This is a genomic window from Geobacillus sp. YF-1, assembly GCF_052692335.1.
On sequence record NZ_CP199850.1, the window covers coordinates 1,141,375 to 1,155,009 of the forward strand.

The 13,635-nt window shown below is 56.6% G+C and carries 15 protein-coding genes; all 15 read left to right on the forward strand.

Annotated elements, in window-relative coordinates; all coding sequences use genetic code 11:
- Positions 1-54: 54 nt before the first annotated feature.
- The 15 genes from fapR to trmD all read left to right on the forward strand — a co-directional run bounded on the left by fapR (position 55) and on the right by trmD (position 13,567).
- The gene (gene fapR / locus ACTVIM_RS05780) at positions 55-651 is read left to right on the forward strand and encodes a transcription factor FapR (protein WP_033022932.1); all 597 of its coding nucleotides are present in this window, start codon (positions 55-57) and stop codon (positions 649-651) included.
- Positions 635-1,636: a phosphate acyltransferase PlsX gene (gene plsX / locus ACTVIM_RS05785; protein ID WP_033022933.1), complete on the forward strand. Its 1,002-nt coding sequence runs from the start codon at positions 635-637 to the stop codon at positions 1,634-1,636. Before fapR ends, plsX begins: the two co-directional genes overlap by 17 nt.
- Positions 1,637-1,638: 2 nt before the next feature.
- Complete coding sequence (gene fabD, locus ACTVIM_RS05790; protein ID WP_339232185.1) at positions 1,639-2,580, forward strand: ACP S-malonyltransferase; 942 nt, start codon at positions 1,639-1,641, stop codon at positions 2,578-2,580.
- Positions 2,581-2,582: 2 nt separating this feature from the next.
- The gene (gene fabG, locus ACTVIM_RS05795) at positions 2,583-3,326 is read left to right on the forward strand and encodes a 3-oxoacyl-[acyl-carrier-protein] reductase (protein WP_033022939.1); all 744 of its coding nucleotides are present in this window, start codon (positions 2,583-2,585) and stop codon (positions 3,324-3,326) included.
- A 181-nt stretch (positions 3,327-3,507) separates the two neighbouring features.
- Entirely contained in the window at positions 3,508-3,741 is a 234-nt protein-coding gene (locus tag ACTVIM_RS05800) for an acyl carrier protein (protein WP_011230691.1), read from the forward strand.
- Positions 3,742-3,899: 158 nt separating this feature from the next.
- Complete coding sequence (gene rnc, locus ACTVIM_RS05805) at positions 3,900-4,634, forward strand: ribonuclease III (RefSeq protein ID WP_033022942.1); 735 nt, start codon at positions 3,900-3,902, stop codon at positions 4,632-4,634.
- Between the two features lie 158 nt (positions 4,635-4,792).
- Positions 4,793-8,356 carry a chromosome segregation protein SMC gene (gene smc, locus ACTVIM_RS05810; RefSeq protein ID WP_033022946.1) on the forward strand — a complete coding sequence of 1,188 codons (3,564 nt, stop codon included), beginning with the start codon at positions 4,793-4,795 and terminating at the stop codon, positions 8,354-8,356.
- 18 nt (positions 8,357-8,374) lie between these two features.
- Positions 8,375-9,361 carry a signal recognition particle-docking protein FtsY gene (gene ftsY, locus ACTVIM_RS05815; RefSeq protein ID WP_445613927.1) on the forward strand — a complete coding sequence of 329 codons (987 nt, stop codon included), beginning with the start codon at positions 8,375-8,377 and terminating at the stop codon, positions 9,359-9,361.
- A 159-nt stretch (positions 9,362-9,520) separates the two neighbouring features.
- The gene (locus ACTVIM_RS05820; RefSeq protein ID WP_033022951.1) at positions 9,521-9,853 is read left to right on the forward strand and encodes a putative DNA-binding protein; all 333 of its coding nucleotides are present in this window, start codon (positions 9,521-9,523) and stop codon (positions 9,851-9,853) included.
- Positions 9,854-9,867: 14 nt separating this feature from the next.
- Complete coding sequence (gene ffh, locus ACTVIM_RS05825; protein WP_445613928.1) at positions 9,868-11,208, forward strand: signal recognition particle protein; 1,341 nt, start codon at positions 9,868-9,870, stop codon at positions 11,206-11,208.
- A gap of 94 nt (positions 11,209-11,302) precedes the next feature.
- The gene (rpsP, locus tag ACTVIM_RS05830) at positions 11,303-11,575 is read left to right on the forward strand and encodes a 30S ribosomal protein S16 (RefSeq protein WP_033022953.1); all 273 of its coding nucleotides are present in this window, start codon (positions 11,303-11,305) and stop codon (positions 11,573-11,575) included.
- An 11-nt stretch (positions 11,576-11,586) separates the two neighbouring features.
- Positions 11,587-11,823, forward strand: coding sequence for a KH domain-containing protein (locus tag ACTVIM_RS05835; protein WP_033023251.1), 237 nt, complete (start codon positions 11,587-11,589; stop codon positions 11,821-11,823).
- A gap of 89 nt (positions 11,824-11,912) precedes the next feature.
- Complete coding sequence (locus tag ACTVIM_RS05840) at positions 11,913-12,299, forward strand: YlqD family protein (protein ID WP_445613929.1); 387 nt, start codon at positions 11,913-11,915, stop codon at positions 12,297-12,299.
- A gap of 15 nt (positions 12,300-12,314) precedes the next feature.
- A complete protein-coding gene (rimM, locus tag ACTVIM_RS05845; protein WP_445613930.1) occupies positions 12,315-12,833 on the forward strand; it encodes a ribosome maturation factor RimM in 519 nt (172 codons plus the stop codon).
- The gene (trmD, locus tag ACTVIM_RS05850; RefSeq protein WP_033022956.1) at positions 12,833-13,567 is read left to right on the forward strand and encodes a tRNA (guanosine(37)-N1)-methyltransferase TrmD; all 735 of its coding nucleotides are present in this window, start codon (positions 12,833-12,835) and stop codon (positions 13,565-13,567) included. Before rimM ends, trmD begins: the two co-directional genes overlap by 1 nt.
- The last annotated feature ends 68 nt before the right edge of the window (positions 13,568-13,635 follow it).

Below are 13,635 nucleotides of genomic sequence, written 5' to 3' on the forward strand. Positions count from 1 at the left end.
ATATTATATATTACTTTTAGTACCTAGTCATAAATCCGGGCGGTGTAACGAGCGATGAGAAAAAGCAAACGCGAACGGCAACGGCTGCTGCAGGAGACGATCCGCGAAAATCCGTTTGTGACCGATGAGGAGCTGGCGGAGAAGTTTTCTGTCAGCGTGCAGACGATCCGCCTTGACCGGCTTGAGCTCTCGATTCCCGAGCTGCGCGAGCGGATTAAACACGTCGCCCGCCAGTCGTTCGCTGATAAAGTGCGGGCGCTGCCGCTTGAGGAAGTGATCGGCGACATCATTGACATCGAACCGGATGCGAGCGCGATTTCCATTTTTGATGTCAAAGAGGAGCACGTGTTTCGGCGCACCCGCATCGCCCGCGGCCACCATTTGTTCGCTCAAGCGAATTCGCTCGCGGTTGCCGTCATCCACGATGAATTGGCGCTGACGGCAAAAGCGACGATCCGCTTTGTGCGGCAAGTGAAAGAAGGCGAGCGGGTCGTAGCGAAGGCGAAAGTGACCGGAAAAACGGAAAGCGGGCGCACGGTCGTTGACGTAAACAGCTATGTCGGCCAAGAGCTCGTGTTTTCCGGAACGTTCGAAATGTATCGTTCAAACATGGAAAAAAAGGATGGCGACAGCAATGAACATCGCGATTGATGCTATGGGGGGAGATCACGCCCCGCATGAAATCGTGCTTGGCGCGGCAAGGGCCGCCGCGCACTTTCCCGACATTCGCATCACGTTGATCGGCGATGAAGCGAAAATTCGCCCGCATTTGCCGAGCGAGGAGCGCATCGCGGTCATTCACACCGATGAAGTGATCGAGGCGGCCGATGAGCCGGTGCGGGCGGTGCGGCGCAAAAAACGTTCGTCGCTTGTGCGCATGGCCGAGGAAGTGAAAGAAGGGCGCGCGGACGCCGGCATTTCCGCCGGCAACACCGGGGCGCTCATGGCCGCCGGGTTGTTTGTCGTTGGGCGAGCGGCCGGCATCGACCGACCGGCGCTCGCGCCGACGCTGCCGACGGTGGACGGAAAAGGGTTTGTCTTTTTAGATGTCGGCGCCAACGTGGACGCCCGCCCGGAACATTTGCAGCAATATGCGCTGATGGGGCATGTGTACGCCAAGCAAGTGCGCGGGATCGCGAACCCGCGCATCGGTTTGCTCAATGTCGGCACCGAAGACCAAAAAGGGAATGAAACGATGAAGCGGGCGTTTGCTTTGCTGAAAGAAACCGATCTTCATTTTATCGGCAACGTCGAAGCGCGCGATTTGCTGCAAGGGGCGGCTGATGTCGTCGTCGCTGACGGTTTTTCCGGCAATGTCGCTTTAAAAACGATCGAAGGAACGGCGATGGCGCTGTTTTCCTTGCTCAAGCAGGCGCTGACAAGCAGCGTGGCGGCCAAGCTCGCCGCTGCCGCCCTCAAACCGAAGCTTGCTGGGCTGAAAAAGATGATGGACTACTCCGAATACGGCGGGGCAGCGCTGTTTGGCCTGAACGCCCCTCTCATTAAAGCGCACGGTTCGTCCGATGCGAACGCTATTTTCCACGCGGTCCGCCAAGCGCGTGACATGGTGGCCCATGATGTGATCGGCACCATCAAAGCGGAGCTGGAGCGGGCTGCATTGATCAAGGAGGGATAACGATGGGGAAGATCGCCTTTTTGTTTCCTGGACAAGGGTCACAGGTCGTCGGCATGGCAAAAGATGCCGCCGACCATGACGCCCGCGCCCGCGCGGTCATTGAAGCGGCCGACGAGCGGCTCGGATTTCCGCTTTCCGCGCTCATGTTCAACGGGCCGCAAGAGGAGTTGACGCTCACGTACAACGCCCAGCCGGCGCTTTTGACCGCGAGCATCGCCTTGCTCGAACTCGTCAAAGCGGCCGGGCTGAGCGCCGATTATGTCGCCGGACATAGCTTGGGCGAATATACGGCGCTCGTTGCCGCCGAGGCGATGTCATTCGCCGATGCGGTCTATGCCGTTCGCCGCCGCGGCGAATTGATGAATGAGGCGGTGCCGGCCGGCGAAGGGACGATGGCGGCCGTTTTGGGAATGGATGCCGCGGCGCTCGAGGCGGTGACGAGCGAAATCACCGCCCAAGGCGATCCGGTCGCGCCGGCGAACTTCAATTGCCCGGGGCAAATCGTCATCTCCGGTTCGAAAGCCGGGGTGGAAAAAGCGGGGCAGCTGGCAAAAGAGCGCGGCGCCAAGCGCGTCATTCCGCTTGAGGTGAGCGGGCCGTTCCATTCTGTGCTCATGAAGCCGGCGGCCGAACAGCTGAACGCCGTCTTGGCGGGCTTAACCATTCGCGACGCTGCCATTCCGGTCATTGCCAACGTGACGGCCGAGCCGGTGACGAAGAAAGAAGACATCGCCGATCTGCTCGTGCGCCAACTCTATTCACCGGTGCGCTGGGAGCAGTCGGTGCGCACGCTGTTGGCGCTTGGGGTCGACACGTTTGTGGAAATCGGCCCAGGGAACGTGTTGTCCGGCCTCGTGAAAAAAATCGACCGCAACGTCCGCGTTTATGCGGTGAACGATCTCGCTTCCCTAGAAGCGGCTGTTGCGGCGCTGAAAGGAGAATAACGATGCTCGAAGGAAAAATCGCCCTCGTCACCGGAGCGTCGCGCGGCATCGGTCGAGCTGTCGCGCTGGAGCTCGCCCGCCAAGGGGCGAACGTCATCGTCAACTATGCCGGCAGTGAAGCAAAGGCGAACGAAGTGGTCGAAACGATTCGCTCACTTGGCCGCGAGGCGTTCGCCGTGCAGGCGGACGTCGCTTCGGCCGCCGATGTGGAACGCATGGTCAAAGCGGCGCTCGACTCATTCGGCCGCCTCGACATTTTGGTGAACAACGCCGGCATTACGCGCGACAACTTATTGATGCGGATGAAGGAAGAAGAATGGGATGCCGTGATTAACACGAACTTAAAAGGGGTATTTCTTTGTACGAAGGCGGTCGCGCGGCCGATGATGAAGCAGCGCTACGGACGGATCGTCAACATCGCGTCGGTCGTCGGCGTGATCGGCAACCCGGGGCAGGCGAATTACGTTGCCGCCAAAGCCGGCGTCATCGGGCTGACGAAGACGGCGGCGCGCGAACTCGCCAGCCGCCACATTACGGTCAACGCCGTTGCGCCGGGGTTCATCACGACCGATATGACGGAAGCGCTCAGCGCGGAGCAAAAAGAAACCATGCGAAACCAAATTCCGCTCGCCCGCTTTGGCGAGCCGGATGACGTCGCCCGCGTTGTCGCGTTTCTCGCCTCGGATGCGGCCGGCTATATGACCGGCCAGACGCTTCACGTCGATGGCGGCATGGTCATGCCGTAATCGGCACGGACCGGAAAACGCCGGTGGAAAACGCGGGCCGTCCGCTCGGGAACGAACGGCCGCAGCGGGCCCGCGTTCGGGCATGGATGGGGGAAGGTGCGCTTGGCTGCCGCATTCCGCCATCAGCCCTCTAGTATTTTTACGGCCAATCGACTATAATCATGAAGGGAGGTGAAGGCGAATGGCAGACGTACTCGAACGGGTAACGAAAATTATTGTCGACCGCTTGGGCGTGGACGAATCGCAAGTGACGCTTGAGGCATCGTTCAAAGATGACTTGGGCGCCGACTCGCTGGATATCGTCGAATTGGTCATGGAGCTAGAAGACGAGTTCAACATGGAAATTTCCGATGAGGAAGCGGAAAAAATCGTCACAGTCGGAGATGCTGTGAACTACATAAAAAGCCGTTTGTAATGCTGCTTTTTGCAAAGTCCCGTTGCTCCGAACGGGGCTTTCTCTGCTTTTTCGGGAACATCGGGCGGGCGGCCCGCTCGCGTAGCAGGCCGGTGAACGGATATAATAAAAGGGAGATACGGCCAGTTTTGGTTGGAACGAAGTCGGAGGGCAGTTGTATGTCAAAACAAAAAGAGCGCATCCATGAAAAAAGGCGGGCGAAGTTTCAAGAGCTGCAACAAAAAATCGGCATCACGTTTCAAAACGAAAAACTGCTGATTCAAGCGTTCACCCATTCATCGTATGTGAATGAGCATCGGCGGCGGTTCCATGAGGATAACGAACGGCTCGAGTTTTTGGGCGATGCGGTGCTCGAATTGACCGTTTCGCAATATTTGTTTCAAAAGTTTCCCCATATGAGTGAAGGACAGCTAACGAAACTGAGGGCCGCCGTTGTGTGCGAGCCGTCGTTAGTCAAATTCGCCAATGCTTTGTCGTTCGGCGAGCTCGTTTTGCTTGGCAAAGGTGAAGAGCTGACCGGCGGGCGGACGCGTCCGGCGCTGCTCGCTGACGTGTTTGAGGCGTTTATCGGCGCTCTGTATTTGGACCAAGGAATGGACGCCGTCATTCGCTTTTTGGAACAAACGATGTTCCCGAAAATCGATGAAGGTGCTTTTTCTCATGTGATGGATTTTAAAAGCCAGCTGCAAGAACTCGTGCAGCGCGATGGCAGCGGAACGCTTGAATACGCCATTTTGGAAGAAAAGGGGCCGGCTCACAATCGAGAGTTTGTCGCTAGGGTCGCGTTAAACGGCCAAGAGCTCGGGGTTGGCGTCGGCCGCTCGAAAAAAGAAGCCGAGCAGCATGCGGCGCAAATGGCGCTTGAGGCGCTGCGGGCCGCCGACAGGCAGTGAAAGGCTGGCGATGTTCCGTCAGTCTTTTTTTCAGCCGGCGTTTTTTCTTTTGCGATATGGTATATTGATAACGAGGATGAAAGAATCGAACATCCCGGTTCGCCACTGTGAACGTGGCGGACGATATGATAAGCGGAAAGATGGTGAGGCATCAGACCATGTTCCTCAAACGATTGGATGTAATCGGCTTTAAATCGTTCGCCGACCGCGTATCGATCGAATTCGTCCCCGGCGTGACGGCGGTCGTCGGTCCGAACGGGAGCGGCAAAAGCAACATTACCGATGCCATTCGTTGGGTGCTCGGCGAACAGTCGGCGAAATCGCTGCGCGGCGCCAAGATGGAGGACGTCATTTTTGCCGGCAGCGAATCGCGCAAGCCGCTGAACGTCGCTGAAGTCACGATCACCCTTGACAATGAAGACGGCTTTTTGCCGCTCGAGTATCAGGAAGTGAGTGTGACCCGGCGCGTCTATCGCTCCGGGGAAAGCGAGTTTTTCATCAATCGCCAACCGTGCCGGTTGAAGGATATCGTCGATTTGTTTCTCGATTCGGGGCTCGGCAAGGAGGCGTTTTCGATCATCGGCCAAGGCCGGGTCGAAGAAATTTTAAGCAGCAAGCCGGAGGAACGGCGCACGATTTTTGAAGAAGCAGCCGGGGTGTTGAAATATAAATGGCGTAAAAAAAAGGCCGAAACGAAGCTGGCGGAAACGCAAGACAATTTGCATCGCGTCAACGACATTTTGCATGAGCTGACGCAACAGCTTGAACCGCTTCGCATGCAAGCTTCGGTCGCCAAAGAATATTTGGAAAAACGGGATGAGCTTGAACGCTTTGAAGTGGCGCTCATGGTGCATGACATCGAGCAGCTGCATCGGCAATGGAGCGAGTGGAACGAGGCGCTCAGCGAGCATCAACAGGAAGAGGGGAGAGTGGCGGCAGAACTACAAAAAATGGAGGCTCACATGGAGCAGCTGCGCGATCAAATAGCCGCCATTGACGAGTCGGTTGACGGTCTTCAACAAGTCTTGCTGTTGGCGAGCGAAGAGCTCGAAAAGCTCGAGGGGCGGAAGGAAGTGTTGAAAGAGCGGAAAAAACATGCGGCTCAGCGCATCGGCCAGCTCGAGGAAACGTCGGCCGCTTTGACGGCCAAGCGGCGCCGTTTGACGGAGCAACTCCGGGAGGAAAAAGCCGCCCTTGCCCAGCTCGAATCGTCCGCTGCCGCGCTCGAGAAGGAGTTGGGCGAACAGCAGGCGGCTCTAGCTGCCCAAGACATGGACATCGAAGAAGAGATGGAGCGGCGCAAGAGCGATTACATCGATCTCGTCCATGAACAGGCGGCATTGAAAAACGAACGTCTGCATGTCGAGCAAGCTCTCGAGAAGCTCCGCGCGAAACGATCGGCAGCAGAGGAAGGGAACCGCCACTACGTCAAGGAGCGCGATGAGCTCGAGCGGCAGCGAGCGGCGGTAATGGCGGAGCAATCCCGCCTCCAGCATGCGATGGCCGCGGCAAGCAGCAGACTTCTTGCCCTTGAGGCGGCTCTCAAGGAACGGCGGGCGGAGATCGAACAGAAAAACGCCTCGCTTCAACAGGCGCGCCAATACCGGCAGCAGACGAAAGCGCGCCGGCAGTGGCTTGAGGAAATGCAGCAAGAGTACGCCGGCTTTCTTCAAGGAGTGAAAGAAGTGCTCAAGGCGCGCGGGCGGCTTTCGGGCATCCGCGGGGCGGTCGTGGAACTCATCCGCGTTCCCGACCGTTATGAAACGGCGATCGAAACGGCGCTCGGCGGCGCGATGCAGCACATCGTTGTCGAGAATGAACAAGCGGCGCGGCAAGCCATTCAATTTTTGAAAACAAACGGTTATGGACGGGCGACGTTTTTGCCGCTCGATGTCATCCAACCGCGCTCCCTTTCTGAACGGGAGCGGGCAGCGATCAGCGGCCATCCGGCGTTTGTCGGCATCGCCAGCGAGCTCATTTCGTACGATCGCGCCTTTGAGGCGGCGATCGCCCATTTGCTCGGTCATGTGATCGTGACGGCCGATTTAAAAGGGGCGAACGAATTGGCGCGACTGCTTCACTACCGGTACCGGCTCGTGACGCTCGACGGTGATGTCGTCAGCCCGGGCGGGGCGATGACCGGCGGCGGGACGGGAAAAAAAGCCGCCTCGTTGCTCGGACGAAATCGCGAGCTGGAGGCGCTTGCCGCCAAGCTGCGGGAAATGGACGATGTCATCGCCCGCTTGGAGCGCGACGTGACCGCAAAGCAGCGCGAATGCGAACAATGGGAAGGCGAAGCGGCGGCGCTCAAAGCGGAGCTCGCTGCGCTCGAACAGGCGCTGCAACAAGAAAAAGAGAAGCAGCGCGAGCTCGAATGGCAGAAAAAGCGAATCGATGAGCAGCTCGCTTTTTATGATCAAGAAAAGGCCGGCGATGAACAAGAAATGGCGGCGCTCACCGACCGTTTGGCCGGCTTAGACCGCGAGCTTGAGCAGCTGAACGGGAAGTTGCGGGCGATTGAGGAAGAAATTGAGCGGTTGCAGGCGCAGAAACAGACCGAGCAAACGACGAAAGAAGCGCTTCAGGCGGCGATCACCGAGAAAAAAATCGCGCTGGCGGAAACGAAAGAGCGCGTCAAGCACGCGCGCCGGAAAGCGGAAGAGATCGAGGCGGAGCTTGTGGAAACCGAGCGCGGACTGCAACAGGCGGAGCGCGAACGCGCTTCTTTGCGCGCCGACATGGAAGCGCCGGAATGGAACGAGGAAGAACTGGAGCAGCTGCGGCGGCAAAAGCTCGAGGACAAGCAAAAAACGGTCGAGCTGATCGCCAGCCGCCGTGAACAGCGGCTTGACTGCCAACGCCGGCTTGAGCATTTGGAACGAGAATGGAAAGAAGCGAAGCGGCGTCATAAGCAGCTCATCGAAGTCGTCAAAGATGAGGAAGTGAAGCTGAATCGGCTTGACGTGGAGCTGGCCAATTTGCTCGCCCGCCTCGGCGAAGAGTACGGGCTGTCGCTGGAAGCCGCTCGCTCTCGGCATACGCTTGAGATCAGCGCCGATGAAGCGCGCAAGCGGGTGAAGCTCATCAAACGCGCCATCGAAGAGCTCGGTACCGTCAACTTGGGAGCGATCGACGAGTATGAGCGCGTTTCCGAGCGCCATCGCTTTTTGAGCGAGCAAAAAGCGGATCTCGAGGAAGCGAAGGCGACGCTTCACCAAGTCATCGAAGAAATGGACGAGGAAATGAAAAAACGGTTTTTCTCAACGTTTGAACAAATCCGCGCCCATTTTGGCGAGGTGTTTCGCGAACTGTTCGGCGGCGGGCGCGCTGATTTGCGTCTGACCGATCCGAGCGATCTGCTCGAGACGGGAGTCGACATCGTCGCCCAGCCGCCCGGGAAAAAGCTCCAGCATTTGAGCTTGCTTTCGGGCGGGGAGCGGGCACTGACGGCGATCGCGCTTTTGTTTTCGATTTTAAAGGTGCGGCCGGTGCCGTTTTGCGTCCTTGATGAAGTGGAGGCGGCGCTCGATGAGGCGAACGTGCAGCGCTATGCCCAGTATTTGAAGCGATTCAGCCGCGATACGCAATTTATTGTCATCACCCACCGGAAAGGAACGATGGAAGAGGCTGACGTATTGTATGGGGTCACCATGCAGGAATCGGGCGTCTCGAAGCTCGTTTCCGTCCGCCTTGAAGATTCGAAGCAGCTCGTGCAGTCATAACGGAAGGGAGGAGTCTCCATGGGCTTTTTTCAAAAGTTGAAGGAAAAATGGACGAAACAAGCGGATACGGTCACCGAAAAATTCAAAGAAGGGCTGTCGAAAACGAGAACGTCGTTTGCCGGGAAGGTGAACGATCTCATCGCCCGCTACCGGAAAGTGGATGAAGAATTTTTTGAGGAACTCGAGGAAATTTTGATCGCTGCCGATGTCGGCGTGGCGACCGTCATGGAACTGGTCGACGAATTGAAAATGGAAGTGAAGCGTCGCAACATTCAAGATCCAGCGCAAATGCGCGACGTCATCGCCGAAAAGCTCGTTGACATTTACCGCGCCGGCGCCGATGACAAAGAACTTTCCGCTTTGAATATACAAGAAGGCGGGCTGACGGTCATTTTGTTCGTCGGTGTCAACGGCGTCGGCAAAACGACAACGATCGGCAAGCTCGCCCATAAGCTGAAATCGGAAGGGAAATCCGTCTTGTTGGCAGCTGGCGACACGTTCCGCGCCGGGGCGATCGAGCAGCTCGAAGCGTGGGGCGAGCGCGTTGGGGTCGACGTCATTAAGCAGGCGGCCGGCTCCGATCCAGCGGCGGTCATGTATGATGCGATTCAAGCGGCGAAAGCGCGCGGCGTTGACGTATTGTTATGCGACACGGCCGGGCGGCTGCAAAACAAAGTGAATTTAATGAAAGAGCTCGAAAAAGTGAAACGCGTCATCAGCCGCGAAATTCCGGGCGCTCCGCATGAAGTATTGCTTGTGTTGGATGCGACGACCGGGCAAAACGCGATGAGCCAAGCCAAGCTGTTTAAAGAAGCGACCGATGTGACCGGCATCGTGTTGACGAAGCTTGACGGCACGGCGAAAGGCGGCATCGTGCTTGCCATTCGCAACGAGATGGCCATCCCGGTGAAACTCGTCGGCCTCGGCGAGAAGATGGACGATTTGCAAGTGTTCGATCCCGAACAATACGTGTATGGACTGTTTGCCGATTGGCTCGACTCGTAAACGGACGCAACGACGTTCACGGACACGGCCCCGCTCTGAAAACTAGATAACCGGAAAAGCGAAGGCGGGCGCTTTCCTGCGCTTGACACGCGGAGAAAAAAACAGTACACTACATGGTTGTAAAGGTATTTTACTTAACAATGAGGGAGGGAGAGTCCGGTGCTGGAAAAAACGATGCGCATGAACTATTTATACGATTTTTACCAAGCGCTGCTGACGCCGAAACAGCGCAATTATATGGCGCTGTACTACTTGGACGACTACTCCCTCGGAGAAATTGCTGAGCAGTATCAAGTGAGCCGCCAGGCGGTGTACGACAACATCCGGCGCACGGAAGCGATGCTGGAACAGTATGAAGAAAAGCTCGGGTTGCTGCGCAAGTACGAACGGCGGCAGCAAGCGATCGAGCGGCTGAGAGACTACATCGACCGGCATTACGGCGCTGACGCCCAATTGGCGGCGCTCGTCGATGAGCTTGACGAACTCGACTAGGGAGGGAGACCGCCATGGCGTTTGAAGGGTTGTCTGAACGTTTGCAGCAGGTGATGAGCCGCATCCGCGGCAAAGGAAAAGTCACCGAAGCCGATGTGAAAGAAATGATGCGCGAAGTGCGCCTCGCGCTTTTGGAAGCCGATGTCAACTTTAAAGTGGTGAAAGATTTCATCAAACAAGTGAGCGAGCGGGCGGTCGGGCAGGAAGTAATGAAAAGTTTGACGCCGGGCCAGCAAGTCATCAAAATTGTCAAGGAAGAATTGACGGCGGTAATGGGCGGCGAACAAAGCCAAATCGCTGTCGCCAAAAAGCCGCCGACGGTTGTCATGATGGTCGGATTGCAAGGGGCGGGGAAGACGACGACGACCGGGAAGCTCGCCAACTGGCTGCGCAAGCGACATAACCGCAAGCCGCTTTTGGTAGCTGCCGACGTCTACCGGCCGGCGGCGATCAAGCAGCTCGAGACGCTTGGCAAACAGCTCAGTGTGCCTGTCTTTTCGTTAGGCGAGCACGAAAACCCGGTTGAGATCGCCAAGCGGGCGCTTGAGCAGGCGAAGGCGGAGCATTGCGATTATGTGCTCATTGACACCGCCGGACGCCTTCACATTGATGAAGGGCTGATGGATGAGCTCAGACAAATGAAAGAGGCCGTCAAGCCGGATGAAATTTTCCTCGTCGTCGACGCTATGACCGGGCAAGACGCCGTCAACGTCGCGCAAAGCTTTCACGAACAGCTCGGCATCACCGGCGTGATTTTGACGAAGCTCGATGGCGATACGCGCGGAGGAGCCGCGCTGTCGATCCGCGCCGTCACCGGGGCGCCGATCAAGTTTGCCGGGATGGGCGAAAAGCTGGACGCGTTCGAGCCGTTCCATCCGGAGCGAATGGCGTCGCGCATTTTAGGCATGGGCGATGTGTTGACGCTGATTGAAAAGGCGCAGGCCGCCGTCGATGAGGAGAAGGCGAAAGAGCTCGAGCAAAAAATGCGCACCGCCACGTTCACCCTCGACGACTTTTTGGACCAGCTTGGCCAAGTGCGCAAACTCGGACCGCTTGACGAGCTGATTAAAATGTTGCCGGGTGCCAATAAAATCAAAGGGCTCGCCAACATTCAAGTCGATGAAAAGCAAATTGCCCGCGTTGAGGCGATCATTCGTTCGATGACCAAGGAAGAGAAAATGCATCCGGAAATCATCAACGGCAGCCGGAAAAAGCGGATCGCCAAAGGGAGCGGCACGACGGTGCAAGAAGTGAATCGGCTGCTCAAGCAGTTTGACGAGATGAAAAAAATGATGAAAATGATGACAAACGTCCCGAAAGGAAAAAAGAAAGGTTTCCGTTTTCCCTTTATGTAAATCCAGATCTGTTAAGCGAAAAACCTTTACAAACGGAAGAAGAATTGTTAATATACTATCTTGTGTGAACACTATACGGAGGTGCGTACAAACTATGGCAGTAAAAATTCGTTTAAAACGCATGGGTGCAAAGAAAAAACCGTTTTACCGCATCGTGGTAGCGGACTCGCGTTCACCGCGCGACGGCCGTTTCATTGAAACGATCGGCACGTACGACCCGGTCGCTGAGCCGGCGCAAATCAACATCGACGAAGAACTGGCGCTCAAATGGCTGCAAAACGGCGCCAAACCGTCGGACACGGTGCGCAGCTTGCTGTCGAAGCAAGGCATTTTGGAGAAGTTCCATCACTTAAAATACGGAAAATAAGCGGGATGGATATGAAACCGCTCATTGAAACGATCGTCAAGGCGCTTGTCGATCATCCGGAAGCCGTGGCGGTTGAGTGCCGCGAAGGCGAGGCGGCGTTGCTTTGTGAACTGTCGGTGCATGACGATGACATCGGCAAAGTGATCGGCAAACACGGGCGGACGATCCAAGCGATCCGTACCGTGGTCGCCGCCGCTGCCGCCGGGGCGTCCAAGCGGGTGATCGTGCAGGTGAAGGACAAAGGGTGAGGAAGTTCCTCTCCCTTTTTTGATATCGTCAGGCCAAAGCTGGATGCGGTCGGCGAAGGCATGGTTTGATGCCGAAAAGGAGGGGGACGATGAAGCTCATTCAAACGGTCGAAGTGCGACAAGTGGTCACCGAGCGCAGCAAACAGACGCTTGCCGCCTCGTTTCTTCAGCGCAAGCAACAGCTTGAACGCGAATGCGACCAGCTTCGCTTTGAACAAAAACGGGTGGAAAAAAGCGGGAAGCACCCGCCCGCTTTAGTCAAGCACTATTTCGCCAAGGAAATCGATGAGCGCATCGAGAAAATCAAGCTGCTTGAGTTCCAATTGGAGCAATTGAGCATCCTACCGTTAGGGAGCGAGTTAAAAGAGCGGGACGTCGAGGCGCTCATCGAGGTGAACGTCGGCGACCGATGGGAAGAGGTGACGAAGGCGCGCGCCATCATCATTGAAGACGGCGTCGTCAAAGAGATTCGCTAGGAAAGGATGAAGGGGATGGAACGGTGGTTTAACGTCGGCAAAATCGTCAACACGCACGGCATCCGCGGCGAAGTGCGCGTCATTTCGCGCACCGATTTTCCGGAGAAGCGATACAAGAAAGGAAACAAGCTGTATATTTTCCGCGAACGAGACGACGAGCCGATAGAAGTGACGGTGAAAAGCCATCGCGTCCACAAATCGTTTGACCTCTTGTCGTTTGAAGGCTATGACAGCATTAACGAGGTCGAACCGTTCAAAGGCGCGATGCTGAAAGTGCCAGAAAGCCAGCTGGGCGAGCTCGATGAGGGCGAGTATTATTTTCATGAGATCATCGGATGCACCGTCGTGACAGAAGGCGGAGAGACGATCGGTGCCGTCACGGAAATTTTGACGCCGGGGGCGAACGACGTGTGGGTCGTCCGCCGTGAGGACGGTTCAGACGTGCTCATTCCGTATATTGAAGAGGTGGTCATCCATGTCGATCCGGAGCAAAAAACGATCGTCATTCGGCCGATGGAAGGGCTGCTTGCGTGATGCGGATCGACATTTTGACGCTGTTTCCTGGCATGTTTTCCGGCGTGCTGAATGAATCCATTCTCAAGAAAGCGCAAGAAAAAGGAGCCGTCGCCATTCACCTCGTTGATTTCCGCGAATTTGCCGACAACAAGCACAAAACGGTCGATGATTATCCATATGGCGGCGGCGCCGGCATGGTGCTCAAGCCGCAGCCGATTTTTGATGCCGTCGAGCACGTCACCGCCGGATCGCCCGGCGCCCGCATCATTTTGCTTTGTCCGCAAGGAGAGCGCTACACGCAAAAAAAAGCCGAGGAGTTGGCGAAAGCAGAGCATTTGGTGCTTATTTGCGGCCATTACGAAGGGTATGATGAACGCATCCGTCAATATTTGGCCACCGATGAAATTTCGATCGGCGACTACATTTTGACCGGCGGGGAGCTTGGCGCGATGGTGATTGTCGACAGCGTGGTCCGCCTCCTTCCAGGCGTGCTTGGCAACGAGGCATCGCCCGTCGATGACTCGTTCAGCTCCGGGCTGCTCGAGTACCCGCAATACACGAGGCCAGCCGATTTTCGCGGCCTGAAAGTCCCGGATGTGCTGCTGTCCGGAAACCATCAGCGGATCGCCGAATGGCGCGAGAAGGAATCGCTGCGCCGGACATTTTTGCGCCGCCCGGACTTGCTTGCCGATTACCCGCTTACTGACAAGCAAAAACAATGGCTGAAAGAGTGGGAAGAGGAACGTCAATAGCTATTGCCTGCGTTCGCGATTTGTGCTATTATGTTCCTTGTGTGGCCTTAGGCGGTTGGCTTGAGGAC